General features: G+C 62.3%; 24 protein-coding genes. 11 read left to right on the top strand and 13 right to left on the bottom strand.

Going from position 1 to position 25,762, the window contains the following annotated elements:
- Positions 1 to 2: 2 nt before the first annotated feature.
- The 7 genes from ACYU03_RS06420 to ACYU03_RS06390 all read right to left on the bottom strand — a co-directional run bounded on the left by ACYU03_RS06420 (position 3) and on the right by ACYU03_RS06390 (position 4,883).
- Positions 3 to 878, bottom strand: a complete 876-nt coding sequence (locus ACYU03_RS06420; protein ID WP_461888996.1) for an efflux RND transporter periplasmic adaptor subunit — start codon at positions 876 to 878, stop codon at positions 3 to 5.
- Between the two features lie 11 nt (positions 879 to 889).
- Entirely contained in the window at positions 890 to 1,096 is a 207-nt protein-coding gene (locus ACYU03_RS06415; protein ID WP_461888994.1) for a DUF1656 domain-containing protein, read from the bottom strand.
- Positions 1,083 to 3,071, bottom strand: a complete 1,989-nt coding sequence (locus ACYU03_RS06410) for an FUSC family protein (protein ID WP_461888992.1) — start codon at positions 3,069 to 3,071, stop codon at positions 1,083 to 1,085. The genes ACYU03_RS06415 and ACYU03_RS06410 overlap by 14 nt, the downstream gene beginning before the upstream one ends.
- A gap of 213 nt (positions 3,072 to 3,284) precedes the next feature.
- On the bottom strand, positions 3,285 to 3,401 hold the full coding sequence (gene ccoM, locus ACYU03_RS06405; RefSeq protein ID WP_461888990.1) for a cytochrome c oxidase subunit CcoM: 117 nt from the start codon (positions 3,399 to 3,401) through the stop codon (positions 3,285 to 3,287).
- Positions 3,402 to 3,535: 134 nt separating this feature from the next.
- Positions 3,536 to 3,694 carry a hypothetical protein gene (locus ACYU03_RS06400; RefSeq protein ID WP_461888988.1) on the bottom strand — a complete coding sequence of 53 codons (159 nt, stop codon included), beginning with the start codon at positions 3,692 to 3,694 and terminating at the stop codon, positions 3,536 to 3,538.
- Between the two features lie 74 nt (positions 3,695 to 3,768).
- Positions 3,769 to 4,092, bottom strand: a complete 324-nt coding sequence (locus ACYU03_RS06395) for an aspartate-semialdehyde dehydrogenase (RefSeq protein WP_461888986.1) — start codon at positions 4,090 to 4,092, stop codon at positions 3,769 to 3,771.
- Between the two features lie 104 nt (positions 4,093 to 4,196).
- Positions 4,197 to 4,883 carry a M949_RS01915 family surface polysaccharide biosynthesis protein gene (locus ACYU03_RS06390; protein WP_461888984.1) on the bottom strand — a complete coding sequence of 229 codons (687 nt, stop codon included), beginning with the start codon at positions 4,881 to 4,883 and terminating at the stop codon, positions 4,197 to 4,199.
- Positions 4,884 to 5,002: 119 nt separating this feature from the next.
- On the opposite strand from ACYU03_RS06390, the gene rapA reads away from it, so the two are divergent.
- Entirely contained in the window at positions 5,003 to 7,849 is a 2,847-nt protein-coding gene (rapA, locus tag ACYU03_RS06385) for an RNA polymerase-associated protein RapA (protein ID WP_461888982.1), read from the top strand.
- Positions 7,850 to 8,114: 265 nt separating this feature from the next.
- On the top strand, positions 8,115 to 10,391 hold the full coding sequence (locus ACYU03_RS06380; protein WP_461888980.1) for a putative bifunctional diguanylate cyclase/phosphodiesterase: 2,277 nt from the start codon (positions 8,115 to 8,117) through the stop codon (positions 10,389 to 10,391).
- Here ACYU03_RS06380 and ACYU03_RS06375 read toward each other — a convergent pair.
- Entirely contained in the window at positions 10,291 to 11,178 is an 888-nt protein-coding gene (locus ACYU03_RS06375; RefSeq protein ID WP_461888978.1) for an NAD(P)-dependent oxidoreductase, read from the bottom strand. The two genes, ACYU03_RS06380 and ACYU03_RS06375, sit on opposite strands and share 101 nt — an antisense overlap.
- A 199-nt stretch (positions 11,179 to 11,377) precedes the next feature.
- On the opposite strand from ACYU03_RS06375, the gene ACYU03_RS06370 reads away from it, so the two are divergent.
- Entirely contained in the window at positions 11,378 to 13,561 is a 2,184-nt protein-coding gene (locus ACYU03_RS06370; protein ID WP_461888976.1) for a hypothetical protein, read from the top strand.
- 167 nt (positions 13,562 to 13,728) lie between these two features.
- On the opposite strand, the gene ACYU03_RS06365 is transcribed toward ACYU03_RS06370, so the two are convergent.
- Positions 13,729 to 14,034 carry a DUF2288 domain-containing protein gene (locus ACYU03_RS06365; RefSeq protein WP_461888974.1) on the bottom strand — a complete coding sequence of 102 codons (306 nt, stop codon included), beginning with the start codon at positions 14,032 to 14,034 and terminating at the stop codon, positions 13,729 to 13,731.
- Between the two features lie 361 nt (positions 14,035 to 14,395).
- Here ACYU03_RS06365 and ACYU03_RS06360 point away from each other — a divergent pair, with 361 nt between their 5' ends.
- The 7 genes from ACYU03_RS06360 (at position 14,396) to ACYU03_RS06330 (ending at position 21,923) form a co-directional block, all read left to right on the top strand.
- Positions 14,396 to 15,514 (top strand): branched-chain amino acid ABC transporter substrate-binding protein, encoded by a 1,119-nt coding sequence (locus tag ACYU03_RS06360; RefSeq protein ID WP_461888972.1) that lies wholly within the window; start codon positions 14,396 to 14,398, stop codon positions 15,512 to 15,514.
- A gap of 227 nt (positions 15,515 to 15,741) precedes the next feature.
- Positions 15,742 to 16,665: a high-affinity branched-chain amino acid ABC transporter permease LivH gene (livH, locus tag ACYU03_RS06355; protein WP_461888970.1), complete on the top strand. Its 924-nt coding sequence runs from the start codon at positions 15,742 to 15,744 to the stop codon at positions 16,663 to 16,665.
- Entirely contained in the window at positions 16,662 to 17,918 is a 1,257-nt protein-coding gene (locus tag ACYU03_RS06350; protein WP_461888968.1) for a high-affinity branched-chain amino acid ABC transporter permease LivM, read from the top strand. The genes livH and ACYU03_RS06350 overlap by 4 nt, the downstream gene beginning before the upstream one ends.
- A complete protein-coding gene (gene livG, locus ACYU03_RS06345; RefSeq protein WP_461888966.1) occupies positions 17,915 to 18,682 on the top strand; it encodes a high-affinity branched-chain amino acid ABC transporter ATP-binding protein LivG in 768 nt (255 codons plus the stop codon). The genes ACYU03_RS06350 and livG overlap by 4 nt, the downstream gene beginning before the upstream one ends.
- Positions 18,683 to 19,384, top strand: coding sequence for an ABC transporter ATP-binding protein (locus tag ACYU03_RS06340; protein WP_461888964.1), 702 nt, complete (start codon positions 18,683 to 18,685; stop codon positions 19,382 to 19,384).
- 144 nt (positions 19,385 to 19,528) lie between these two features.
- Entirely contained in the window at positions 19,529 to 20,203 is a 675-nt protein-coding gene (locus ACYU03_RS06335; protein ID WP_461888963.1) for a COG3650 family protein, read from the top strand.
- Positions 20,204 to 20,306: 103 nt separating this feature from the next.
- Positions 20,307 to 21,923 carry an NAD(P)/FAD-dependent oxidoreductase gene (locus ACYU03_RS06330; RefSeq protein ID WP_461888961.1) on the top strand — a complete coding sequence of 539 codons (1,617 nt, stop codon included), beginning with the start codon at positions 20,307 to 20,309 and terminating at the stop codon, positions 21,921 to 21,923.
- A 64-nt stretch (positions 21,924 to 21,987) separates the two neighbouring features.
- Here the strand turns inward: ACYU03_RS06330 and ACYU03_RS06325 are convergent, their stop codons facing one another.
- A complete protein-coding gene (locus ACYU03_RS06325; protein ID WP_461888959.1) occupies positions 21,988 to 22,452 on the bottom strand; it encodes an outer membrane lipoprotein in 465 nt (154 codons plus the stop codon).
- Positions 22,453 to 22,597: 145 nt separating this feature from the next.
- Between ACYU03_RS06325 and ACYU03_RS06320 the strand changes: the two genes are divergently transcribed.
- Positions 22,598 to 22,831 carry a hypothetical protein gene (locus tag ACYU03_RS06320; RefSeq protein ID WP_461888957.1) on the top strand — a complete coding sequence of 78 codons (234 nt, stop codon included), beginning with the start codon at positions 22,598 to 22,600 and terminating at the stop codon, positions 22,829 to 22,831.
- Here ACYU03_RS06320 and pdxH read toward each other — a convergent pair.
- From pdxH to ACYU03_RS06305, 3 genes are all read right to left on the bottom strand, one after another.
- Positions 22,828 to 23,475, bottom strand: coding sequence for a pyridoxamine 5'-phosphate oxidase (gene pdxH, locus ACYU03_RS06315; RefSeq protein WP_461888956.1), 648 nt, complete (start codon positions 23,473 to 23,475; stop codon positions 22,828 to 22,830). The genes ACYU03_RS06320 and pdxH overlap by 4 nt on opposite strands.
- 18 nt (positions 23,476 to 23,493) lie before the next feature.
- Positions 23,494 to 24,426, bottom strand: coding sequence for an OmpA family protein (locus ACYU03_RS06310; RefSeq protein WP_461888954.1), 933 nt, complete (start codon positions 24,424 to 24,426; stop codon positions 23,494 to 23,496).
- Between the two features lie 98 nt (positions 24,427 to 24,524).
- Positions 24,525 to 25,670, bottom strand: coding sequence for a serine hydrolase domain-containing protein (locus tag ACYU03_RS06305; RefSeq protein WP_461888952.1), 1,146 nt, complete (start codon positions 25,668 to 25,670; stop codon positions 24,525 to 24,527).
- Between the last annotated feature and the right edge of the window lie 92 nt (positions 25,671 to 25,762).

Below are 25,762 nucleotides of genomic sequence, written 5' to 3'. Positions count from 1 at the left end.
TGCTAACGCTCAGGCCTGGCTTGGTCCTCATGGACCTGCACGCTGGCGGTCATGCCGGCGCTCAGGTTGGTGCCCTCGGGGATCTGGTCCAGGCGGATGCGCACCGGGATGCGCTGAGCCAGGCGCACCCAGTTGAAGGTTGGCTCCACTTCAGCCAGCAACTGGCCGTCCGGTGTGGTGTTGCGGTCGGTGATGCCACGGCTGATGCTCTCGATATGGCCCTGCATCGGTTCGCCAGCGCTCATCAGCCAGACCTTGACCGGGTCACCGACGCGGATGCGGGGCAGCTTGGTCTCCTCGAAGTAGGCCTGGACATAGAATGTCTCGCCATCGACCAGGGCCATGACCGGCTGACCGGTATTGACGTAGTTGCCTTGGGCCAGGCGCAGGTTGGTGACATGGCCGCTGCGCGGCGCCCGCACCTCGCTGCGGGCCAGGTTGATCTTCGCCACCTGCACGTCGTCCTCGGCCTGATGCAGTTCGCCACGGGCCACGGCGGCGTTGATCTGGGCATTCTCGCGCAACTCCGCGCTGATCGCCTCAGGGCCCAAGGCGGTGCGCCGGGCTGCTTCACGCTCACGCAGCCGCAATTGCTGCGCGCGCGTCTCAGCCACTGCGTTGGCCTTGTCCAGTGCCGCCTGGAAGCGGTCGCGGTCGATTGTCATCAGCAAGTCGCCAGCCTTGACCTGCTGGTTATCCTGAACCTTCAACTCCCGCACCCAACCGGATACGTCCGGCGCAATGACCACCACATCGGCGCGAATCCGCGCGTCGCGGGTCCAGGGCGTGAGCATGTAGTACTGCCAAAGCTTGAAACCGGCAAAGATGGCGATGACCACCACGCACAGGGTGATTGCGATACGTACGGCTGCACGCATGGACATACTCCTTACAAAGGCCCCAGCAGGTGTACCACCAGGGACAAAATACACACGAACAAAGCCGCATCGAACAAGGCTTCATGCCAGATCCACCGACCCAGCGGCGTGACCCGCACCAACAGCCGCGCCAGGCCGGTCAGCAGGAGCGCCAGCAGTACATAGATCAGAAAAGGGCTGAGCAGCACGCCACCCAATGCCCACTCACGCAAGCCCATGGACTTCCTCCTGCCAGCGGCACCATTTGCCCCAGCTCTTCTGTAGTTGCAGCACCGCGCCTTCGGCCAGGCGCAATGGATCGCTCGCTGGCTGGGCGTGCAGCGCCTCGATGAACTGCTTGCTGGCCGCATCCAGGCGCTGCCCACGTCCGGGTGCCGGCCCGCTGGTCAGCACCGCCTCCACCTGCTGCAGGTACTGGCGTTCGGCCCCGACCAGAGGTGCTTGGGCCAGGGTCAGGCACATGCGCAAGTGCAGCAGCTCATCGCCGATGTCCAGGCCATGCAAGCCATCGTCCCAACGCTTGCGCTCCGCTTCCGGCAGCTCGCTGGAATGCCGCGCCAGTTGCATAAGGCGGTCAGCCATGCGTCCGCCGAACCAACTGTCGGCGCCTCGCAGGTCGCGATGGGTCAAACGCACCAGATCGTTCTGGGTCGCCGCGCGCAAGCGCCGACCATGCCAGGCCGGGTTGCGCAGCACCAGCAGCTTGAAAGCCAGCACCGCGGCGCCTACCCCCATGAGCATGGCCTGGGCACTGTTGAGCATGATCGCCACATCGAAGTGCATGGCATTGAGCGGTGCGACCAAGACGATGAAGTGCAAGCAGTAGGACGTCGCCGTGGCACCGGTCCGAGGGTGAGCCATGCCCAGGGTGCCAAAGAACAACGGTACCCCCATTGCCAGGCAAAGCATGGCGAAGCTGCTCCATTGCGGCAGGATGATCTGCCCGACGAAGAACGCCACAGGTATGGCCAGGAAAATCCCACGCAAGAAGCTCATGCCGATCTGCGCACCATTCTCGCGGCTGGCGAACAGGCTGCAGACCACACACGTCAGCACCAGTCCACCTGGGGCCGAAGGCCAGGCCGTGGCCAGCCAGAAACCACTCATGACCAGAAAGGCCATGGCACTGCGCGAACCGAACAACAGCGCCAGAGGCAAGTCACGATGGGCGGCCAGCCCTTGAGCCACGTCCTTCGGCGCCCTACCCGTTTCGACATCCTGCAGGGCTTGGGTCGCCGCCATGGCGATGTCCAGCAACAGGGTCAGGCGCGCCAGGCAATAGTGCTCGGCGGAACTGATCCGCTCATCGTGCGCGGCGTCCCAAAGGCGCTGGCGCAGCACGAGCAGGCTCGGTTGGTCAGGTTCGGCCAACTGACCGCGCACTTCGACCAGCCAGGGCGGCAGGTGCCTGGCCTCGGCGTCATCCAGCTGACGCCACTGACGACGCACTGAACGGGAGAGGCGCAGCAGCACCATCAGCTTCTGGCTCAGCCCACGGATGGCTCGGGCCCGCTGCCGACCAAGGTTGCCTTCGAACCAGGCATGTTCGCGCTGGGCATCGATGGCGACGATGCGCCCGAGGATTTCCAGCAGGCCCTTGCGCGCCTGCTCTTCCCCACTGAGCATGGCGCTGGCCGCCTGCAGGCCGTTCTGCCAAGCCTGGCGTGCCTGCCCGCTCAACTGCTGCTCGACGCGCATGGGCCAGAGCAAGGCACTGCAGGCCGTGGCGCAGACGATGCCCAGGGAAATTTCCGTGCAGCGCGCCACAGCCTGCTCGAAGACCTGCAACGGATGGTCGATCGCCGGCAGGGCAATGATCGCGACCGTATAGCCAGCTAGCACGAAGGCATAGGCCCAGGCGCTGCGCAACTGGGTGGAAGCTGCCGTGCATAGCGCCAACCAGAGGGCAAGGGACAATAGGAAGAGCCAGGGCGTCTGGGCGAACAGGCCGATGAACACCACCGACATGCAAGTCCCGACCAGCGTCCCGGCCAGCCGCGCCAAGCCCTTCTGCACCACCATGCCCGACAGTGGCTGGGAAACGATGAAAGCCGTCATCAGGGCCCAGGATGGCTGCTCCAGCCCCCATCGCAGCGCCAGCCACAAGGCCAAGCCACCGCCGAGCAAGGTCTTGATGGCGAACTTGATGGCGAGATTGCTCGGCGCCAGCAGGGCCTGGAGGGTGATAGGCACGAAAGGGACCTTGCAAACTGTGTTGATAGAAAGATAGACAGGATGCAAGGATAAAACCGAAACAACTAATTAGCTAGCTAATCATCTAACTACATGAGCAATGTCGAGCCAACGCCATGGCTACCGGTGGTCATCAGGGCATGTCTTGAGGCATAAAAAAATGGGCGACCGAAGTCGCCCTAAATGCCTTGCGTGCTCGTGAATCGAGAAAGATCAGCGCGGTTTGCGCTTGTTCGAATCTTTCCAGATGAAAACTCCCAGGCCGGCGAAGAACATCAACATCAATCCGACCGTTACCACACCGGCGATAACCACATTGTCGAAAAACATGTCGGCCTCCCATTCACCTGCCGTTGCCCGATGAGTGCAAGGTAGCGAATGTGATGGCGGGGGAAATTGACCGAGGTCAATGGTGCCCAGGAACGGGCACGCGAGGCGGGAGCAGGCTTGACCTGCGTCAAGTTTCAGCGCTTCTTCGGCTTGCCCTTGGGCTTCTTCCTGGGTTTGCTCAGGGGCATGGCCTGCTCGAAGGCCTGGCGCACTTCGTTAAGGCGCTTTTCATTGAGGTCATGGATGCGCTTGGCGCGTTCGGCGCCGAAGTCGATCAGGTTGTCTTGGCTCATGGCAGGCTCAGCGGCTGACAGCAGAGGTTCTCATAATGAAGGGCCACGCGACCGCTGACCAGCCCCGGAGTGCCTCAAACCTCGATGTCGACCAGCAGCCCCTGGCGCGTCCGTTCGTCCATCAACGGCGCGACGGGCACGGTGTTGTCGGCGTTGAGCTCATCACCAGGCACGGCATCGTACCCCTCTGGGCCCTGCCGGCGGCGCTGCTGGCGCCGTTGCTCGTCTCGCAGCAGCAGTGCCTGCTCCTGCGGATCGCGCTGGTGCTTGAGGTTAATGGTGCTGTCGCTGGAAGAGGGTTGCGCGGGCACCACAGGCGGGACGTTCGGAGCAGGTTTGACCGGGTCCGTTTGCGAGGTCACGGGGACAGCGCTGAGGGGGATGATGGGCGGCAGCATGGAATGATCTCCTGTCGCCAGTCTATCGGCCTGCGCTCAGTAGCCTTGAATACCAGCGCGCAGCTTTGTGCGGCACGTCACAGTGGCGCATGGAAAAGTATAGGCTAGGACGCGTCATCGTCGTCCGACCCCGCCCCGGCCTCGCTCCACGGGCGCTTGTAGACCGACTGCCATACCCTGTCCAGATGGTCGCGCAGCGCCTGCGGGGCATTCTTCAGCGAGGCGCTGTCCTCACGCTTGCCACCCATGGGGTCTTCGCCCGCAGGGCTGATCAGCGACTGGCCGGTGATGGTGTAGCTCGCCTGGCCTTCGCGCAGTTCGATGGCGATGTCATGGGGCTCGATGCCACCACCACAGAAGGCATGGCTGGCGACAGTCAGCTCGGCCACACCGTCATTGTTCAAGTCGCTGACATCGCTGACGTCGGTGTAGAAGTCCACGTCCAGATCCAACCCCGGGCAGGTGGTTTCCTGTTCGATCTGCCAGCGGGCCTTGAACGCCGCGTCCTGGTCGGTGCGTCCGTACAAGGTCGCCTTGAGTACGACCTTGTCGACCTCCTGCTCTGTCTCGGCATCGGTGGCCTGGCCGTCAGTACGGCTGAGCACCAACAGACCCTCGCCGTCGCGATCGCGAAAGTGCACGCTCTTGATCGGTGTCTGCACGCCTAACACTTCAAGTTGCTCGATGGGGATCGGCGGCAAGGTCTCGAAGCTTTTCCGTTCGCAGCCAGCCAGTACCAGGAGGCAGCCCAAGGCCAGGGATACGTTCAACCAGCGGTGCTTGGCAGGCATGTCGAATCGGTGCCCTCGTAGGCAAAGGCAGTTTTCTTCGATGAAATTGCTAGACTCTTTGGTCTGCACAGACCTATCCGTTAAGATAGTCGGCTTTTTCATCGCGGGAGTCAGGCAGTATGGCGCAGCAGTATCAACCGGGGCAACGCTGGATCAGCGACAGCGAAGCCGAGCTCGGCCTTGGGACCGTTCTAGCACAGGACGGCCGCTTGTTGACCGTGCTCTACCCGGCCACTGGCGACACCCGCCAGTATTCCCTGCGTAACGCGCCCCTGACCCGTGTGCGCTTCTCGCCTGGCGACCAGATCACGCACTTCGAAGGCTGGAAGATGACCGTGCGCGAAGTCGACGACGTCGATGGCCTGATGGTCTACCACGGCCTCGACGCGCAGAACCAGCCACGCACCCTGCCGGAAACCCAGCTGTCCAACTTCATCCAGTTCCGCCTTGCCAGCGACCGCCTGTTCGCCGGCCAGATCGACCCGCTGCCCTGGTTCAGCCTGCGCTACAACACCCTCGAGCACACCAGCAAGCAGATGCAGTCGTCGCTCTGGGGCCTGGGTGGCTGCCGCGCCCAGCCGATCGCCCACCAGTTGCACATCGCCCGCGAGGTCGCCGACCGTATCGCGCCGCGGGTCCTGCTGGCTGACGAAGTCGGCCTGGGCAAGACTATCGAAGCCGGCCTGGTGATCCATCGCCAACTGCTTTCAGGGCGGGCCAGCCGTGTGCTGATCCTCGTACCGGAGAACCTGCAGCACCAGTGGCTGGTAGAAATGCGCCGGCGCTTCAACCTGCAGGTGGCGCTGTTCGACGCCGAGCGCTTCATCGAGAGCGATGCCAGCAACCCGTTCGAAGATGCCCAACTGGCGCTGGTCGCCCTGGAATGGCTGACCCACGACGAGAAGGCCCAAGACGCTCTGTTCGCCGCCGGCTGGGACCTGATGGTGGTCGACGAAGCCCACCACTTGGTCTGGCACGAAGAACAGGCCAGTCCCGAGTACACCCTGGTCGAGCAACTGGCCCAGGTTATCCCGGGCGTGCTGCTGCTCACCGCCACCCCCGAGCAGCTCGGCCAGGACAGCCACTTCGCCCGCCTGCGCCTGCTCGACCCCAACCGTTTCCACGACCTAGCGGCCTTCCGTGCCGAGAGCGAGCACTACCGCCCAGTGGCCGAAGCCGTCCAGGAGTTGCTCGACGAAGGGCGCCTGTCGGCCGAAGCCCATGCCACCATCGAAGGCTTCCTCGGTGCCGAGGGCGAAGCCCTGCTGGCCGCGGTCAGCGACGGCGACAGCCAGGCCAGCGCGCGCCTGATCCGCGAACTGCTCGACCGCCACGGTACCGGCCGCGTGCTGTTCCGCAATACCCGTGCGGCGATCCAGGGATTCCCCGAGCGCAAGCTGCACCCTTACCCGCTGCCCAATCCCGAGCAGTACCTCGACCTACCGGCTGGCGAGCATGCCGAGCTTTATCCGGAAGTGGCCTTCCAGGCCCAGGGCGAAACCAGCGATGAAGAGCGCTGGTGGCGCTTCGATCCACGGGTCGACTGGCTGATCGACACCCTGAAGATGCTCAAACGGACCAAGGTCCTGGTGATCTGCGCCCACGCCGAGACCGCCATGGACCTTGAAGACGCCCTGCGCGTGCGCTCCGGCATCCCGGCCACGGTGTTCCATGAGGGCATGAGCATCCTCGAGCGCGACCGTGCAGCCGCCTACTTCGCCGACGAAGAGTTCGGTGCCCAGGTGCTGATCTGTTCGGAGATCGGCAGCGAAGGTCGCAACTTCCAGTTCGCCCATCACTTGGTGATGTTCGACCTGCCGGCCCACCCGGACCTGCTCGAACAGCGTATCGGCCGCCTCGACCGGATCGGTCAGAAGCACACCATCGAGCTGCACGTGCCCTACCTGCAGGAGAGCCCCCAGGAACGCCTGTTCCAGTGGTACCACCAGGGCCTCAACGCCTTCCTCAATACCTGCCCGACCGGCAATGCCCTACAGCATCGCTTCGGCTCCCGCCTGTTGCCGTTGCTCGAAGGTGGCAAGGCTTCAGACTGGGACGGTCTGGTCGAGGAAGCGCGCAGCGAACGCGAGCGCCTGGAGGCCGAGCTGCACAGCGGTCGCGACCGCCTGCTGGAGTTGAATTCCGGTGGCGCCGGCGAAGGCCAGGCACTGGTCGAGGCGATCCTCGAACAAGATGACCAGTTCGCCCTGCCGATCTACATGGAAACCCTGTTCGACGCTTTCGGCATCGACAGCGAAGACCATTCGGAAAATGCCCTTATCCTCAAACCGAGCGAAAAGATGCTCGACGCCAGCTTCCCGCTGGGCGACGACGAAGGCGTGACCATCACCTACGACCGCGGCCAGGCCCTGTCACGCGAAGACATGCAGTTCATCACCTGGGAGCACCCGATGGTCCAGGGCGGCATGGACCTGGTGCTGTCCGGCTCGATGGGCAACACCGCCGTGGCGCTGATCAAGAACAAAGCGCTCAAGCCAGGCACCGTGCTGCTCGAGCTGCTGTATGTCAGCGAAGTGGTGGCTCCGCGTAACCTGCAACTGGGCCGCTACCTGCCTCCAGCGGCATTGCGTTGCCTGCTTGATGCCAACGGCAATGACCTGGCGCCACGGGTGGCCTTCGAAACCCTCAATGAGCAGCTCGAAAGCGTGCCCAAGGCCAGCGCCAACAAGTTCATCCAGGCCCAGCGCGACGTCCTGGCCAGCCGCATCAATGGCGGTGAAGCCAAGATACTGCCGCGCCATACCGAACGCGTAGCCGAAGCGCAACGCCGTCTGGCGGCGCAAGCCGATGAAGAGCTGGCGCGCCTGACAGCCCTGCAAGCCGTCAACCCGAGCGTGCGGGACAGCGAGATCGAGACACTGCGCAAGCAGCGCGAAGACGGGCTGGCCATGCTGGAGAAAGCGGCACTGCGGCTCGAAGCGATTCGCGTGCTGGTCGCAGGCTGATAATCGCGGGCAAGTCCGCTCCCACGAGCCTCGGCTCGTGGGAGCGACTGCCTCGCATCAGGCTCTACCGGGGCAATCCCAAAGCAGCTCTACGCGGGCACCCCGGCCCCGTCTTTAGATCCCTCCGCTATTAAGCCAATATCCAAATGGTTGAAATCAAAACGCCATTATCCAGGAAGGCTTGACGCCCAGTTCCTATACTCCAGCCAGACAGTCTCCACACAACTTTTTGGGGACGAGTGCAAACTCGACAAAGAGGCATTCAATGGAGTGGCTGGGGCTGCAATTGTTCGCCGAACTGCCAGCGACCGGGCAGATCATCCTCGATTGCCGACACAATGCCTTCCTGGTGATGCTCGCCTACGCGGTTGCCTGCGCAGGATGTTTCGCCACCCTGGACATGGCTGAACGCCAGAGCCACAGCGAGCACCACTCCTCCCGGCGGCAGTGGCGGGTGCTGGGTGCGTTCTGCCTGGCGAGCGGCATCTGGGCCATGCACTTCATCAGCCTGCTGGCCTTCGAAGTACCGATCGAGACTCACTATGACGTCACGCTGACCGGCATGTCGCTGCTGATCGCCCTGCTAGCCGCCTGGCTGGCGATGAACACCCTCAACCGAAGCGAGCTGCGCCCGCGTCATTACCTGCAGACGGCTGTCATCATCGGCCTGGGTATCACGGTCATGCATTATGTCGGGATGGCCGCGCTGCAGACTGGCGCCCGGCAGTACTACCAGGTCGGCCTGCTGCTGGCATCACTGGCCATCGCCATCACCACCAGCCTGGTCGCCCTGCTGCTGGCCCGCTACTTTCGCAATGGCAGCGGCACCCTGCACTTGGCGATGAAATGCGGCGCGAGCCTGCTGATGGGAGCCGGTATCGTCTGTACCCACTTCACCGGCATGGCTGCCATGACCCTGGTGCTGGCGAACGGTTCCGCACTGCAACTGCCCGTCACCGACAACAGCCTGCAACTGAGCCTTACCATCGCCTTCATCACCTTGCTGATCAGCGCCAGCAGCATCAGCGTGGCCCTGGCGGACAAAAAGCTGCAAAGCAAGGAGCACGACCTGCGCCGGGTCAATGTCCTGCTCAGCCAACTGGACCAGGCGCGAGTGTCGTTGCAGCAGGCCGCCCATTACGACGCCCTGACCAACCTGGTCAACCGCAGGGGCTTCAACCAGGTGTTCGCCGAACGCCTGGCCGAGCAGAACGCCAACGAAGGCATGCTGGCGGTGATGTTCCTCGACATCGACCATTTCAAGCGGATCAACGACAGCCTCGGCCACGCCGCCGGTGACGAACTGCTCAAGGTGATCGCCGGGCACATCAAGGCCGCTACCCGCAGCCAGGACGTCGTGGCGCGCTTCGGCGGCGACGAGTTCTGCATCCTCACCAGCCTCAACAACCGTGACGAGGCCCGCCACCTCGCCCAACGCATCATGCAGAGGATGAAGGACCCCATCCACCTGGCTGGCCGGCGCATGGTCATGACCACCAGCATCGGTATCAGCATCTTTCCCGATGACGGGCGCACCAGCGAGGAACTGCTGAAAAACGCCGATCTAGCGCTCTACCAATCCAAGGGCTGCGGACGCAACAGCCTGAACTTCTTCAATAGCAGCCTGAAGACCCGTGCCTCGCTGGAGTTGCAACTGGAGGAAGAACTGCGCGTAGCCCTGCTCGAGGAACAGGGACTGTGCGTGCACTACCAGCCGATCTTCGACCTGCACACTGGCCAAGTGGCCAAACTCGAAGCCCTGGTGCGCTGGCAACATCCACAGCATGGCCTGATCGGCCCAGACCGTTTTCTCGGCATCGCCGAGACCAACGGCCTGATCGTCGAGCTGGACCTATGGGTGCTGCGACAGGCTTGCGAAGACCTAGCCCAGCTCAATCGCCATGGCCTGGGCGGCCTCAAGGTCACAGTCAACTGCTCGGCCCTGACTCTGGGCCGCGAGGAGTTGGCCAACGAAGTCGAAATGACGCTATTCCAGACCGGTCTCGGCCCGTGGCAGTTGGAATTGGAGGTCACGGAAAATGCCCTGATGGGCGACATCCAGCACACCATCAGCTTGCTCAAGCGCATCCGGACCCTGGGCGTGTCGCTCTTGATCGATGATTTCGGCACTGGCTACTCATCACTGGCCTACCTCAAGTGCCTGCCCCTGGACATCCTGAAGATCGATCGCTCGTTCATCCAGGATGTGCCGGGCAACCAAAAAGACCGGGAGATCGTCCAGGCCATCATTGCCATGGCCCATACCCTGCACTTGCAGGTGGTGACCGAAGGCGTGGAAACCGTCGAGCAATACGAATTTCTCGCCAACCACGGCTGCGACTTCCTCCAGGGCCACCTGCTCAGCCGCGCCGTGCCTCTGAGCGAACTGCGACCGATCCTCCAGCGCCTCAACCGGCAGGCCTCCGACATGGCCAGCGATGTCAGTCCTTACTGCGATACAGCGCTACCAGGGTCGACGGATCTTTTTGCAGGTAGCCCTGACTACCGTGCAAGCGCAACAGTTGCGCGGCGAGGCCACTGACCGGCGTGGCCGAGCCCTGTTCGCGCGAGAACTTCACCGCCGTGTCGACGTCCTTGAGCAAGGTACGCACATGCCACTTGATCGGTTCGAAACGGCTTTCAGCCATTTGCGGAGCGAGGATCTGCAGTGGCTTGGAGTCGGCGAAGCCACCAGCCAGGGCTTCGGCAATCTGACTCGCATCGACCCCGGCCTTCTCGGCCAACGCCACCACCTCGGCGATCACCAGCGCGTTGCAGGCAACGATCATCTGGTTGCAGGCCTTGGTCACTTGCCCGGCACCGACGCCCCCCATGTGCGTTACACGCTGGCCCAAGGTCAGTAGCACAGGCCGCGCCCGCTCCAGGTCAGCCTCCTCGCCGCCGACCATGATCGCCAGAGTGCCGGCCTCAGCCCCCGGTGTGCCTCCGGACACCGGCGCGTCCAACCAGGCCATGCCGCACAAAGCCGCCAGCTCGGCGGCCATCTCACGGGTCGCGGTCGGCTCCAGGCTGGACAGGTCCACCAGTAACTGCCCGGCACTCGCCCCCTGGGCAATACCCGCTTCACCGAATACCACTTCACGCACCACTGCCGTATCGGCCAGGCACAGCAAAACCAGATCCGTACCCTGGCACAACTCGGCGGGGTTGGCCGCCAGACGCGCGCCGGCCTTGACCAGCTCGGCACATTTGTCCGGGCTGCGGTTCCACACGGTCAGCGGATACCCCGCTGCCAGCAAGCGCCGACACATCGGCAGGCCCATCAGGCCGATTCCGGCAAATCCCAGCGAAGGCAATGCAGTACTCATGTACGACTCCAGGCAGATGATTAAGGAACTTCGATAATTGGACGATCCAGTTCAGGCGTAACGGGAAAACCCTTAGCTCTTGTAGGGCAAAACCCTATCGCTTACGTAAAAGATGCACTGATACAGTCGCGAAATTACTCAATGATGGCCATATGACATCCATCTTTGACAGTCCACCACTCCAGGCAAATGGCGCAATATGACCTCTACGAACACTTCTGCCAATGCGCTTCCCGAGTTGTCGCCCTCCTCCACCTCGCTGACCGCCACCGATGCTCGAGAGCACTACATCGCCCGTAACGTGCCGGCGCAGCAATACCTGTACTACACCGAGAACGACATCCAGCGCATCCTCGAAAACCTCGACGGCCTGCGCGACCTGGTGTTCCCCCATAGCCTGCACGTGGAAGACGCAGACCTGCTGCGCCTGGAGCAGCAGTTTCCTTCAGTGTGCCTGATCGGCCTGGGCCGCTGCGGCTCGAACATCGCCCTGGACGTGGCGGAACTGGTGTACAACGCCCGCACCTTCTTCCTCAATGAGTTCAACAACGAAGACCGGCACAACAGCGAAACCTCCTACAGTCCAGCACGCTGGATCCGCAACAACCTGCGCCTGGTCCAGAACAAGGGGGCCAAGCCAGTGTTCCTGGTCGAGCCTCTGGTCATGCTCGGTGACCTGGACAAGGATATCGCCGGGCGCATCCGTTTCTCGCGCAAGGGTGAACGGGGCGGGTTCCTGCGGGACTACAGCAAGATGAAGATCATGGACCTGTCGGAAGTCCATGCTGGCGGCGCAGGCAATGCGCCGATCCTCGGCCAGTACCTAGCCAAGATCATCCTCAATAAGGAAACCCAGCGTTTCTCCAGCGCCGACTGGAAGCTGATCCATTCGTACCTGATCGACTCGTGCGGGATAAAGGCCAACCAGTCGCGCCTGTACTTCTACATCTTCAGTGCCGGCGGCGGCACAGGCTCCGGCATGGCCTCCGAATTCGGCCTGGCCCAGCAGTACTCGTACATGAACAAGACCTTCGACACCAAGGCTGCCGACGAAAACGACGGCAAGAGCGGGCATTCGTTCGTCTTCGAGCCGATCTTCACCAGCGGCATCTGCGTACTGCCCAACATTTCCGATCACCGCAGCGAGATGTCTGAAGCCCTGCACATCAACGCTGGGCGATTGCTGTGCAAGTACCTATCGGAAGAATGGGACTTCTCGTACAACTTCGACAATGAAGACAGTAGCGAAGCCAGTGTCATGGGGCGCATCCGTCCCTGGAACGCGATGATGCTGATATCCAACGACATCATGCGTTATGCCGAAGAGAGCGATGACGGCAACATCCAGAACATCGACGTCAACGCCATGGAGAAGCATGCGAACCAGTACATCTCCCAACAGATCTTCAACATCCTGACCGCCCAGGCCGTCACGACCGACTACGACCAGAACTATTTCCGCCGCGCCGGCATCGATATCGGCGAAACCATCCGCCTGGACGCCAACGACCTGTTCATGAGCCTGGCCGGCCCAGTCGCGATCGCCTACGCCGAATCCGTGGTGCCGGAACAACCGGCCCCGGGGTCGGACAAGTTCAAGGTATTCGAAAAAGACCCACCCCGTCTGGACATCGATGACCTGTTCTTCCGCTCCATCGACCTGCCGCATTTCAACAAGCAGACCCAGGCCATCGAAGGCATCAGCCTGCTGCCGATCGAGTCACAGCGCTACCGTGCGGCCCTGGAGCAGTACCAAGCCTCTGGCTTCGATGCCGCGGCCCTGCATGACCTGCATTTCTTCAAGAACTGCTCGTCGGTGGTGTCGATCGTCTCGCTGCCCAAAGACTACAAGCTGTCGTACATGGACCTGAACCGGCTCAAGACCCACCTCAACAGCCTGTTCCCCAACACCACGCTCAAGCGCTATGCCCTGGTCATCGGTGCTTCGGCCAACCTCTCGCTGACCACCCTGATCGCCAAGAGCCCGTGCCTGTCGGATGACTTCCTGACCTTGATCGTGGCGTTCATCAAGCGCTGCTTCGCGCGCAATCCGTACCGCTTCGACGACACCCTGGACAACGCCATCCTCGAGTTCATCACCAGCGAGCACTTCGACGAGGGGCGCATCGACGACCTGCTCAACGAATTCGAGAACCCAGCGAAGATCCTCGACACCAACTGGTATGCGATCAAACCGATGTACGAGAAGAAGTACCGCGAGCTGATCAATGACAAGAGCCGCTTCGTGTCGATCAACGACATCCGCCTGTCCCGCGAATGCGTGAAGAAGGCGGTGAAGTACCTGCGGGAGATCTTCCGTCACCGCATCGGCAAGACCCGGATCATCTCGCTGAACAGCCATACCGGGCGGGTCGACTACTGAGGCATTGCGGGCCGCTGGGCGGCCCTGCAACTTCGTTACGCATTCCGTAAACTGTTACCGCACAGCCAAACGCTCACGCAATTGTTACTTACGTCCACCTTACGTGAACGTCAACACGCACCAAACAGATGCCGATGCGCATTTTCACGCACCCAAAAAGCGCAGGCTCACTGCGTTTTTTTCTCCTGAATCACGATGAACGGCGATACCACCACCGCCCAGATCTCAGGATCGCGGCCCTGCAGGTCTAGCGCCTGCTCTGCCGTGACCGGCCCGACAGTGCCAGCATTGCGCCAGTTGGCGAAGGTTTCACTGCGGTTCTCAGCCATTGCCTGTGCCACCTCGATCAAGTCCAGGCTTGGGTCGACCCAAATCAGGTCACCCTTGGCCCAAAAACGCTCCAATGCTTTCCACTCGATGATTGCCGTCTCGCCGAGCAGTTTGGCATAGAGGGTGCTTGTTTGATCTGTCATGGGTTCCTACCAGCAAAGATTCAGCCACTAAAAGGTTGTCATTTTTGCAGAAAAACCCGGTTTCAAATATGTAATTGGTCGACAGAGCGCGCAGAGCCTGGGGTTGCTGTGGGATGAAGGCAATTTGATGGCGCTTTTCTGTATCTTTCTGTCAACCAGGCGACACCCTCGGAGAGCGCTGCGATTCGCCCGCTTTTCAAGCGCTCGAACGGCGCTCTACACTGTACCGGTACAGTTACCGGGACAAGTTCCGGGGGAAGGTGGGCTTGCGGCATTTGGCGTGGCCATGCCGCAAATCCCGCCCGGTCTGTAGCCCTGGGCGCCAGGACTATAAGAATTACAACAGAATGAGTGGAGCACTATGATCAAGATTTCCAAGCTGTTTGCCGCAATGGTACTGGCCGGGGTTGCCAGCCATTCGTTTGCCGCCGACACCATCAAGATCGGTATCGCCGGCCCCAAGACCGGTCCGGTCACCCAGTACGGCGACATGCAGTTCATCGGTGCCAAGATGGCCATCGAGCAGATCAACGCCAAGGGCGGCGTCGACGGCAAGCTGCTCGAAGCCAAGGAATACGACGACGCCTGTGACCCTAAACAGGCCGTCGCGGTTGCCAACAAAGTGGTCAACGATGGCGTCAAGTATGTCGTCGGCCACCTGTGCTCCAGCTCCACCCAGCCTGCGTCCGACATCTACGAAGACGAAGGCGTGATCATGATCACCCCAGCCGCAACCAGCCCGGAAATCACCGCCCGTGGTTACAAGCTGATCTTCCGCACCATTGGCCTGGACAGCGCCCAGGGGCCGGCCGCCGGCAACTACATCGCCGACCACGTCAAACCGAACGTCGTCGCAGTGCTCCACGACAAGCAGCAGTACGGTGAAGGCATCGCCACCGCCGTCAAGCAGACCCTCGAGGGCAAAGGCACCAAGGTTGCCGTCTTCGAAGGCCTGAACGCCGGCGACAAAGACTTCTCCTCGATCATCCAGAAGCTCAAGCAGAACAACGTCGACTTCGTCTACTACGGCGGCTACCACCCCGAGCTGGGCCTGATCCTGCGCCAAGCCAAGGAAAGGGGCCTGAACGCCAAGTTCATGGGGCCAGAAGGTGTCGGCAACGACTCCATCTCGCAGATCGCCCAACAAGCCTCCGAAGGCCTGCTGGTGACCCTGCCCAAGTCGTTCGACCAAGACCCGGCCAACCAGGCACTGGTCAAAGCCTTCGCTGACAAGAAGCAGGACCCGAGCGGCCCGTTCGTGTTCCCGGCCTACTCCGCCGTCCAGGTGATTGCCGAAGCGATCAAGGCCGCCGGTGACAGCGATGACGCCGAGAAAGTGGCCGAGGAAATCCACAAAGGCACCTTCCACACCCCGACCGGCGAGCTGTCGTTCGACGACAAGGGAGACCTGAAGGATTTCAAATTCGTGGTCTACGAATGGCATTTCGGCAAACCGAAAACCGAAGTTTCCCCTCAGTAATTGCGTCTGACTAGCTGACCGAAAGCCCACTGTGCGAGCAGTGGGCTTTGTTTTACGAGGTTCATGGGCCCGACTCCCGCGATCCGGGAGCAGGCTCACCTGAAAATCTTAAAACCGTCACCCGCGGTTCCCTGGCAGTGCCCAGCCGAAGTGGCCAAAGACCACAAGGAAGGGCCGGGTTCACCACCCGCCAGCGAATGCAAATCAGGTTTTTAGGAGCGCTGTAAATGCCTGAGATCTATCACTTCTTCCAACAGCTGGTTAATGGCCTGACCATTGGCAGCACCTATGCCTTGATAGCCATTGGCTACACAATGGTTTACGGCATCATTGGAATGATCAACTTCGCCCATGGCGAGGTGTACATGATCGGTTCCTATGTGGCCTTCATCGCCCTCGCCGGGCTGGCCATGATGGGCATCGACTCACTGCCGCTGCTGATGACCGTCGCCTTCATCGCGACGATCTTCGTGACCAGTGCCTATGGCTACAGCATCGAGCGGGTTGCCTACCGCCCCCTGCGCAACAGCAACCGCTTGATCCCGCTGATCTCCGCCATCGGCATGTCGATCTTCCTGCAAAACACCGTCCTGTTGTCGCAGGACTCCAAGGACAAATCCATTCCCAACCTGATTCCGGGGAGTTTCTCCTTCGGTCCGGGCGGCGCGGAGGAAGTCCTGGTGTCCTACATGCAGGTCCTGGTGTTCGTGGTCACCCTGGTGGCCATGACTGGCCTGACTCTGTTCATCTCTCGCTCCCGCCTGGGGCGCGCCTGCCGTGCCTGCGCCGAGGACCTCAAGATGGCCAACCTGCTGGGCATCAATACCAACAACATCATCGCCCTGACCTTCGTCGTCGGCGCCGCCCTGGCCGCCGTGGCGGCCGTACTGCTGAGCATGCAGTACGGCGTGATCAACCCCAACGCCGGCTTCCTGGTGGGCCTGAAGGCCTTCACCGCTGCGGTTCTCGGCGGCATCGGCAGTATCCCGGGCGCCATGCTCGGAGGCCTGGTGCTCGGTGTGGCCGAAGCCTTTGGTGCCGATATCTTCGGTGACCAGTACAAGGACGTGGTGGCGTTCGGCCTATTGGTTCTGGTGTTGCTGTTCCGGCCGACCGGCATCCTGGGCCGTCCGGAGGTTGAAAAAGTATGAACAGAAATCTCAAACAGGCGTTCTTCAGCGCCTTGCTGGTATGGGCCGTGGCCTTCCCGGTCCTGGGCCTGAAGCTGAGCATCGAAGGCATCCGCCTGATCGTCCACAGCCAGGGGCCCTTCACCCTCACGGTGATCGCCGTCTGCTCGGTGCTGATGTTCCTGCGCGTGCTGTTCGACAAGCAGTGGAGCGCAGTGATGCGCAGCCGCTCGGATCGCAAGCTGATCTCGCCGGCCGTCAGCAACTTCCTGACCCTGCCGCAGACCCAGCGCTGGGTCATCCTCGGCCTGATCGTGCTAGCCCTGGTCTGGCCGTTCTTCGGCTCGCGCGGCGCGGTCGACATTGCCACCCTGATCCTGATCTACGTGCTGCTGGGCCTGGGCCTGAACATCGTGGTCGGATTGGCAGGCCTGCTCGACCTGGGCTACGTCGGCTTCTATGCCGTCGGCGCCTATAGCTACGCCTTGCTGTCGCACTACTTTGGCCTGAGCTTCTGGATCTGCCTGCCGATCGCCGGCCTGATGGCGGCGATCTTCGGCTTCCTGCTCGGCTTCCCGGTACTGCGCCTGCGCGGGGACTACCTGGCGATCGTGACCCTCGGCTTCGGCGAGATCATCCGTCTGTTCCTGCGCAACCTGACCAGCGTCACCGGTGGCCCCAACGGCATCAGCAACATCGACAAGCCGACCTTCTTCGGCCTGACCTTCGAACGCCGTGCCGCCGAGGGGATGCAGACCTTCCACGAGTTCTTCGGCCTGCCGTACAACTCGATCAACAAGGTCATATTCCTTTACCTGGTAGCCCTGCTGCTGGCGCTGCTCGCCTTGTTCGTGATCAACCGTCTGCTGCGCATGCCGATAGGCCGCGCCTGGGAAGCGCTACGCGAAGACGAGATCGCCTGCCGTGCGCTGGGCCTGAACCCGACCGTGATCAAGCTGTCGGCATTCACCCTCGGGGCCAGCTTCGCCGGTTTTGCCGGCAGCTTCTTCGCCGCGCGCCAGGGCTTGGTAACACCGGAGTCGTTCACCTTCATCGAATCGGCGATTATCCTCGCCATCGTCGTGCTCGGCGGCATGGGCTCGCAACTGGGCGTGATCCTCGCGGCCATCGTGATGATCCTGCTGCCGGAACTCATGCGCGAGTTCAGCGAGTACCGGATGCTGATGTTCGGTGCAATGATGGTGTTGATGATGATCTGGCGTCCGCAAGGCCTGCTGCCTATGCAACGTCCACACATGGAGCTGCGTCGATGAGCCGCGAAATTCTGCAAGTCAGCGGCCTGAGCATGCGCTTCGGCGGCTTGTTGGCGGTCAACGGCGTGGGCCTGACCGTCAAGGAAAAACAAGTGGTGGCGTTGATTGGCCCGAACGGCGCCGGCAAGACCACGGTGTTCAACTGCCTGACCGGCTTCTACAAACCCAGCAGCGGCACAATCCTGCTCGATGGCCAGCCAATCCAGGGCCTGCCCGGTCACGAGATCGCCCGCAAGGGCGTGGTGCGAACCTTCCAGAACGTGCGCTTGTTCAAGGAAATGACCGCACTGGAAAACCTGCTGATCGCCCAACACCGGCACTTGAACACCAACTTCTTCGCCGGCCTGTTCAAGACCCCGAGCTATCGTCGCAGCGAGCAAGAGGCCATGGAGCACGCGCAGTACTGGCTGGAGAAAGTGAACCTCACCGACTTCGCCAACCGTACTGCCGGCACCTTGGCCTACGGCCAGCAGCGTCGCCTGGAAATCGCCCGCTGCATGATGACCCGCCCGCGCATCATCATGCTCGACGAGCCAGCGGCAGGCCTCAACCCGAGGGAGACCGAAGACCTCAAGGCCCTGATCGCCTATCTGCGCCAGGACCACAACGTGACCGTGCTGCTGATCGAACACGACATGAAGCTGGTGATGAGCATTTCCGACCATATCGTGGTAATCAACCAGGGCACTCCCCTGGCCGACGGCACGCCGGAGCAGATCCGCGACAACCCTGAAGTGATCAAAGCCTACCTGGGGGAAGCGTAAATGCTGCAGTTCGAAAACGTCTCCACCTTCTACGGCAAGATCCAGGCGCTGCACAGCATCAACGTCGAGATCCGCCAGGGCGAGATCGTCACCCTTATCGGTGCCAACGGTGCCGGCAAATCGACCCTGCTGATGACCCTCTGCGGTTCGCCCCAAGCCCAAAGCGGCAGCATCAAGTACCTGGGCGAAGAGCTGGTCGGCCAGCCCTCCTCGCACATCATGCGCAAGAGCATCGCCGTGGTCCCTGAAGGCCGCCGCGTGTTCGCCCGCCTGACCGTCGAGGAAAACCTGGCCATGGGTGGCTTCTTCACCAACAAGGGCGACTACCAGGAGCAGTTGGACAAGGTCCTGCAGTTGTTCCCCCGCCTGAAGGAGCGCTACAACCAGCGTGGCGGCACCATGTCCGGCGGCGAGCAGCAAATGCTCGCCATCGGCCGGGCGCTGATGAGCAAGCCCAAGCTGTTGCTGCTCGACGAACCCTCGCTGGGCCTTGCGCCGATCATCATCCAGCAGATCTTCGACATCATCGAGCAACTGCGCAGCGATGGCGTCACAGTGTTCCTGGTCGAGCAGAACGCCAACCAGGCCCTGAAGATCGCCGACCGTGCCTACGTGCTGGAAAACGGCCGCGTGGTCATGCAGGGTACCGGTGAATCGCTGCTCACCGACCCGAAGGTCCGCGACGCCTACCTGGGAGGTTGATCGACACCTGCAATGGAAAAAAGGCCTTCGGGCCTTTTTTTGCCTGTGGAGAGCAGGCCCTGCCGCTACGGAATTGCCCTTGTGATCCGAGACCATGCTGGGTAACGTGCCCACTTCATCCGTCGTGACCCCGGAGCCCCATCCATGCGCCTCGCCCCACCCCTGCTGCTCGCCACCCTGTTGCCCCTGTTCGGCGGCTGCCAGATGCTGGCGGACAAGCCCAGCGATCCGAACCTCGGCACCACGCGGATGCAGGGCGAACTCAGCGCCAGCGGCGGAAAGCTGCTGTTCAAGCCCTGCAACGAAAGCCGTCGTTTCGTGGTCAACGACAGCGGTAACACCGGACTGCTGCAGGAAGCCGCGAACCTGGCCGACGATGCTGCCGAGCAACTGTTCGCTGACGTACGCGGTAAACTGACTGGCGCCACCCAAGCCGGCAGCGACGGGCAACTGAACGTGCAACGGCTTTACCGCGTGGAAGGCTCCGCCAATGCCTGCAGCGATCCCAACTTCAAGCAACTGACCTTGCGCGCCAGTGGCCATGAGCCCGACTGGGACATCAAGGCGAGCGGCAAGGGCATGGTCCTCAGCCGGGTTGGCCAACCTGCGCTACCCCTGCCCTACCTGGAAGAACAAATGCCCGGGGGCGGCCTGAGCTTGAGCAGCGAAGCCGACGGCCAACGCATCGAGTTGTGGGTAGCCCCGCAGCGTTGCATCGACAGTGCCACTGGCGCGGTACAACACCTGCGTGCCGAGCTGCGTATCGACGACCAGGTCCTGCAAGGTTGCGGCTATTACGGCGGTTCTCGCGACGACTGATCGCCGGCGGCGTTTCTCCTGCCTGCAAAGGCAGCGAACAGCTTATACTTGGCGGTTTGTGTAAAGCCGCCGGCCACCCATGGCCGGGATACTGGACCCTGCCATGCTACGAATCACCGAACTGAAGCTGCCCCTGGATCATCCCGACGAAGCCCTGCGCGAAGCCATCGTGCAGCGCCTGGGCATCGAGGATGAGCAACTGCTCGGCTTCACCCTGTTCAAACGCAGCTACGACGCCCGCAAGAAGAACAGCGAGATGCTGTTCATCTACACCATCGATCTTGAGGCAAGCAACGAAGCGGAACTGCTGCGCAAGTTCGCCGACGACCGCAACGTCAACCTCGCGCCCGATGTCAGCTACAAGTTCGTCGGCCAGGCGCCGGACGGGCTTGAAGAACGGCCAATCGTGGTCGGCTTCGGCCCCTGCGGCATCTTCGCAGGCCTGCTGCTGGCGCAGATGGGCTTCCGGCCGATCATCCTCGAACGCGGCAAGGAAGTGCGCCAACGCACCAAGGACACCTGGGGCCTGTGGCGCAAGAGCGTGCTCAACCCCGAGTCCAACGTGCAGTTCGGTGAAGGTGGCGCAGGGACATTCTCCGACGGCAAGCTCTATAGCCAGATCAAGGACCCGCACCACCATGGCCGCAAGGTCCTGCACGAGTTCGTCAAGGCTGGCGCACCGGATGAGATCCTCTATGTCAGCAAGCCGCACATCGGGACTTTCCGCCTGACCGGCATGGTCGAGAACATGCGCCAGGAGATCATCGCCCTGGGTGGCGAAGTACGCTTCCAGCAGAAGGTCACCGACCTGTTGATGGACGATGGCCAACTGCACGGCGTGGTCCTGGAAAGCGGCGAACAGCTGCACTCGCGCCATGTCGTCCTGGCCCTGGGCCACAGCGCCCGCGACACCTTCCGCATGCTCCATGGCAAAGGCGTGTACATGGAAGCCAAGCCGTTCTCCATCGGTTTCCGTATCGAGCACCCGCAGTCGTTGATCGACAAGGCACGCCTGGGCAAGTACGCCGGGCACCCGAAACTGGGCGCTGCCGACTACAAACTGGTGCACCACGCCAAGAACGGCCGTTCGGTCTACAGCTTCTGCATGTGCCCGGGCGGCACCGTGGTCGCGGCCACCAGCGAGCCCGGGCGCGTGGTCACCAACGGCATGAGCCAGTACTCACGCAACGAGCGCAACGCCAACTCGGGCATCGTCGTCGGCATCCACCCGGAGCAGGACTACCCGGGCGGCCCGCTGGCCGGCATCGAGCTGCAAGAACGCCTGGAGTCCAACGCCTATCTGCTCGGCGGCAGCAACTACCAAGCGCCGGCTCAACTGGTGGGCGATTTCGTTGCCGGACGGCCGTCCACGGCCCTGGGCAGTGTCGAGCCGTCCTACAAGCCTGGCGTGACCCTCGGTGACCTGGCGCCGAGCCTGCCGGACTTCGCCATCGAAGCCATCCGTGAAGCGCTGCCCGCCTTCGATCGCCAGATCAAGGGCTACAACCTGCATGATGCGGTACTCACCGGCATCGAGACGCGCACCTCCTCGCCACTGCGCATCACCCGTGGCGACGACTACCAGAGCCTGAACCTCAAGGGGCTGTTCCCGGCAGGCGAAGGTGCCGGCTATGCCGGCGGCATTCTCTCGGCAGGTGTCGATGGCATCCGTATCGCCGAGGCTGTGGCACGTGACATGCTCGGACTGAAGCGCCAATAACATCCGGCAACAAAAAACCCCGACCGGCCTGACCGCGTCGGGGTTTTTCTTGTGCGCAATCCCGTCAATGAGTGACGCGGCTGGTGCCATCGACAGTCATGATGCGGACCCGTTCGCCCACACGGAAGATCTCGTTGTCCTGCACTTGCTGAACATAGGCACGGGTGCTGCCGTCGTCTTCACGCACGGTGATCTCCACGCCTTGGGTGCGGGTCAGGCCTTCTTCGGCAGCCGAACCGGCCAGGCCACCGGCAACGGCACCGATCACTGCGGCAACAATGCTGCCACGGCCACCACCGACTGCACTGCCGGCAACGCCGCCGACAATGGCGCCTGCGCCACCGCCGATGGGGGTCTTGGTGCCTTCGATCTTCACTGGACGCAGGGCTTCGATGGTACCCATGCGCACCGTTTGCACCCGCCGTGCCTCATCGCGGGAATAGGAATCGCCAGTCAGGTTCGAGGCACAACCGCCAAGCAGCAACGACATGGTGGTAAAGCTCGCCACCAGCAGAACAGATTTACGCATGGGAAAAATCTCCATAGGTCAGGTGTCTATTAGACTCCGCACATTGACGACTGTCACGAGACACAAGATATAAAATTGTTTTCATTCAGCTCAGGTACAGCCTGTACCACAGGGCTGCGCATAAATACTGAGACAAAGGATAGACATGGATTACTTCATCGTCGTCGTCACGACAGTGGCCGGCCTGTACTTCCACTGGTGGTTGTACGTGCGCATACGGCGCTGGATGGACCGTGACCTGGCCTTGTCACTGGCCGGCAACGACGAGGGCAAACGCGCCTTCATGCTGCAGCGCCTGGAACAGGCGCGGGCTCAAAAGATCAAGCGCAAGGAACTGGCGACCTGGCTGCAACGCGAAGCCGCCAGCTATCCCCTTTAGGGCGCCAGCCGCTCGCGCAGCCATTGGCCCTCGACCAGGCGATAGTTCAGGCGGTCATGCAGGCGGCTCGCGCGCCCCTGCCAGAACTCGATGCGCTCGGGCAGCAGACGGTACCCCCCCCAGTGTTCCGGGCAATGCGGTTGGGTGTCACTGAAGCGTGCCTCGGTCGCCTTGACCAGTGCTTCCAACTCTTCACGGTTGGCGATCACCCGGCTCTGCGGCGACGCCCAGGCGCCGAGGCGACTGCCGAGCGGACGCACCTGATAGTAATCGTCCGACTCCTTCGCGGTAACCTTCTGTACCCGTCCCTCAATCCGAACCTGGCGTTCCAGCGCCGGCCAGAAGAAGGTCATGGCCGCGAACGGATTGGCCAGCAGTTGCTGGCCTTTGGCGCTTTCGTAATTGGTGAAGAACGTGAAACCGTGGTCGTCGAGGCCCTTGAGCAACAGCACCCGGCAATGGGGCCGGCCGTCGCCATCGACGGTGGCCAGGGTCATGGCGTTGGCCTCCACCGGCGGCTGCTCGGTCTTCACCGCATCGGCGAACCATTGGTGAAACAGAGCGAACGGCTCGCCCGGCGCCTGGGCTTCGGCCAGGCCATCACGGGTGTAGTCGCGGCGCATATCGGCCAGGGTCTGGGTCATTGCTGACTTCCTTGACGATCAGTTGGATTTCGCAGAAGTGTTGGCGGCCAACTTCTTGGCCGCGGGTTTGGCCGAAACGGCCTTCTTCTGAGGGCTGGCCTTGGCTACCGGCTTCTTCGCCTCGGGCTTGGCCTGGGCCTTGCTGGTCGGCTTGGCAGCAGCGACAGGCGCCTTGGCATCCTGGACGGCGACCATTTCCGCCGAACTCGGCGCTGGCCGCTGGTACCTGGCTAACAGCGCCACCATCGTATTCTGCGGTGTCAGCACCATTTCCACGCGACGGTTCAGCGAACGCCCTTCGGCGCTGTCGTTAGCCGCACGCGGCATCTCCGAACCCATGCCACGCAGCATCAAGCGGTCACGCTGCAGGCCGCTCAGGCGGAAGATTGCCGAGACCGACGCGGCGCGCTCCTGGCTGAGCTTTTGGTTCAGTGCGGCGGCGCCACTGGTGTCGGCATGGCCCAGCACAAGCACGGCGGTCTTCGGATCGGTCTCGACGACCTTGGCTACTCGAGTGATCGGCCCCAGGCTCACCGGCAGCAGCATGGACGGACGATCGGGGTTGTAGGAACTGTCGACCGGAATGGTGACCACCAGCACGTCCTCGCGCCGCTCCAGCTCGAACTTGCTGTCCTTGATGGCTTCGCGCAACTTCGGTTCGTAATCGTCCAGCCAGGCCTGGGTCGCCTTGTGATCGATCTTCGGCACAGCCTTCACGCTCGCCTTGTCGTCGCCGAACGGCCACCACCAGCGGCTGCCGCTTTCGGATTTGGCGTCGGCCTTAGCCACCTTCTCGGTCACCACCTCCTTCACTTCCTGGTCGGCTACCTGGTCCGAACCAAAAGGCCACCAACTGCTGATCCCACCCTCGTTGGCGGCGTTCTGCGGATGCTGGGCGCAGCCGGTCACGGCCAGGCACAGGGCGAGTGCTAAGGTTTTATGTGAAGACATCAGCGATACACCATGAAATTGAAAGAATTTTACCCAAGCATACCGGGCGTTGGAATTCAGGATAGTCAAAGGGTTCAGGCAACACCCGGGTTACCCGATCAAAGGCAAGTTGCCAATACGCGCACCAGCTTCTGCGCCCGCGGGTCCATCAGCACATAAGGCCCCAGGGTATTGGTGACGAAGCCGAAGGCCACATCGAATTCAGGATCGGCAAAACCCACCGAGCCGCCCGCCCCCGGATGCCCGAAGGCCCTGGCGCCCAGCCCGAAGGTGGCGTTGGCCACGGTCGGCTGGTCGAGCATGCAGCCGAGGCCGAAGCGGGTCTGGGTCAGCAGGGTCCGGTCCTGGCCCAGGCTGTGCTCACGGGTCAGCTCGTCGAGCAGTTCGGACTCGAGCAGGCTGCCATCGAGCAACCCGGCATAGAAGCCGGCGAGGCTGCGGGCGTGGCCATGACCATTGGCGGCAGGCTGCTGCATACGCCGCCACTCAGGTTTATTGGTGCTGGTGAGGATCGCCGGTGGGTTGGTGAAGGCACGGGTCGACAAGGCCTCGGGCTCGCGCAGGGTCACCTGCAGCAGGCGCTGGGCCGCTTCGTCACCCATGTTGCCTTTGCCACGGGCGATGTGCGCGACGCGGTGGAACTCCTCGTCGTCCAGGCCAATATGGAAGTCCAGCCCCAGCGGTTTTGCGGTACGGGCGACGATCGACTCGCCCGGTCCGCGGCCGTCGGCACGCTGGATCAGTTCGCCGATCAGCCAGCCATAGGTGATGGCGGCATAGCCATGGGCCGTGCCTGGTGTCCACCAGGGGGCCTCGGCGGCCAGAGCGTCGACCATGGTCTTCCAGTCGTACAGGGCCTCGGGGGCCAGCAACTCGCGGATGGCCGGCAGGCCAGCACGGTGGCTGAGCAATTGGCGCAAGGTCACACTGTCCTTGCCGGCCTGGGCAAACTCCGGCCAGTAGCGGGCTACCGGCACATCCAGCGCCAGCTTGCCCTCGCCCACCAACTGCAAAGCGGTGACAGCGGTGAAGGTCTTGGTGCAGGAGAATAGGTTGGCGATGGTGTCGCTGTGCCAGGCCTCCTGGCCATCCTTGTCGGCGCTGCCGGCCCAGAGGTCAATGACGGTTTCACCGCCGACCTGGATGCACAGCGCCGCGCCACGCTCCTGGGGATCATCGAACAACGCGGCGAAGGCTTCGCGCACCGCCTCGAACTTCAGCTCATAGTGACCCTGGATCTGCACCCGCCAACTCCCCGAAAGACCGTTCCTAAAGAGGCGTGCATTGTTTCAGCCCTTGGCTGATTTGCAAACAGATTGTGGCCAGATGGTCGCGG

The sequence above is a fragment of the Pseudomonas sp. X10 genome (genome assembly GCF_054889225.1).
This window is presented reverse-complemented; position numbering and strand designations above follow the sequence as displayed.

Excerpts from the sequence above, each read along its gene's own strand:
- ACYU03_RS06340 (WP_461888964.1), top strand. The coding sequence starts at position 18,683 with ATGCTGCAGTTCGAAAACGTCTCCACCTTCTACGGCAAGATCCAGGCG.
- ccoM (WP_461888990.1), bottom strand. The coding sequence starts at position 3,401 with ATGTTTTTCGACAATGTGGTTATCGCCGGTGTGGTAACGGTCGGATTG.
- ACYU03_RS06350 (WP_461888968.1), top strand. The coding sequence starts at position 16,662 with ATGAACAGAAATCTCAAACAGGCGTTCTTCAGCGCCTTGCTGGTATGG.
- ACYU03_RS06320 (WP_461888957.1), top strand. The coding sequence starts at position 22,598 with ATGGATTACTTCATCGTCGTCGTCACGACAGTGGCCGGCCTGTACTTC.
- ACYU03_RS06420 (WP_461888996.1), bottom strand. The coding sequence starts at position 878 with ATGCGTGCAGCCGTACGTATCGCAATCACCCTGTGCGTGGTGGTCATC.
- ACYU03_RS06380 (WP_461888980.1), top strand. The coding sequence starts at position 8,115 with ATGGAGTGGCTGGGGCTGCAATTGTTCGCCGAACTGCCAGCGACCGGG.
- ACYU03_RS06415 (WP_461888994.1), bottom strand. The coding sequence starts at position 1,096 with ATGGGCTTGCGTGAGTGGGCATTGGGTGGCGTGCTGCTCAGCCCTTTT.
- ACYU03_RS06330 (WP_461888961.1), top strand. The coding sequence starts at position 20,307 with ATGCTACGAATCACCGAACTGAAGCTGCCCCTGGATCATCCCGACGAA.
- ACYU03_RS06325 (WP_461888959.1), bottom strand. The coding sequence starts at position 22,452 with ATGCGTAAATCTGTTCTGCTGGTGGCGAGCTTTACCACCATGTCGTTG.
- ACYU03_RS06310 (WP_461888954.1), bottom strand. The coding sequence starts at position 24,426 with ATGTCTTCACATAAAACCTTAGCACTCGCCCTGTGCCTGGCCGTGACC.
- ACYU03_RS06360 (WP_461888972.1), top strand. The coding sequence starts at position 14,396 with ATGATCAAGATTTCCAAGCTGTTTGCCGCAATGGTACTGGCCGGGGTT.
- ACYU03_RS06400 (WP_461888988.1), bottom strand. The coding sequence starts at position 3,694 with ATGAGCCAAGACAACCTGATCGACTTCGGCGCCGAACGCGCCAAGCGC.
- livG (WP_461888966.1), top strand. The coding sequence starts at position 17,915 with ATGAGCCGCGAAATTCTGCAAGTCAGCGGCCTGAGCATGCGCTTCGGC.
- ACYU03_RS06395 (WP_461888986.1), bottom strand. The coding sequence starts at position 4,092 with ATGCTGCCGCCCATCATCCCCCTCAGCGCTGTCCCCGTGACCTCGCAA.
- ACYU03_RS06370 (WP_461888976.1), top strand. The coding sequence starts at position 11,378 with ATGACCTCTACGAACACTTCTGCCAATGCGCTTCCCGAGTTGTCGCCC.
- pdxH (WP_461888956.1), bottom strand. The coding sequence starts at position 23,475 with ATGACCCAGACCCTGGCCGATATGCGCCGCGACTACACCCGTGATGGC.
- livH (WP_461888970.1), top strand. The coding sequence starts at position 15,742 with ATGCCTGAGATCTATCACTTCTTCCAACAGCTGGTTAATGGCCTGACC.
- ACYU03_RS06335 (WP_461888963.1), top strand. The coding sequence starts at position 19,529 with ATGCGCCTCGCCCCACCCCTGCTGCTCGCCACCCTGTTGCCCCTGTTC.
- ACYU03_RS06390 (WP_461888984.1), bottom strand. The coding sequence starts at position 4,883 with ATGCCTGCCAAGCACCGCTGGTTGAACGTATCCCTGGCCTTGGGCTGC.
- rapA (WP_461888982.1), top strand. The coding sequence starts at position 5,003 with ATGGCGCAGCAGTATCAACCGGGGCAACGCTGGATCAGCGACAGCGAA.
- ACYU03_RS06365 (WP_461888974.1), bottom strand. The coding sequence starts at position 14,034 with ATGACAGATCAAACAAGCACCCTCTATGCCAAACTGCTCGGCGAGACG.
- ACYU03_RS06375 (WP_461888978.1), bottom strand. The coding sequence starts at position 11,178 with ATGAGTACTGCATTGCCTTCGCTGGGATTTGCCGGAATCGGCCTGATG.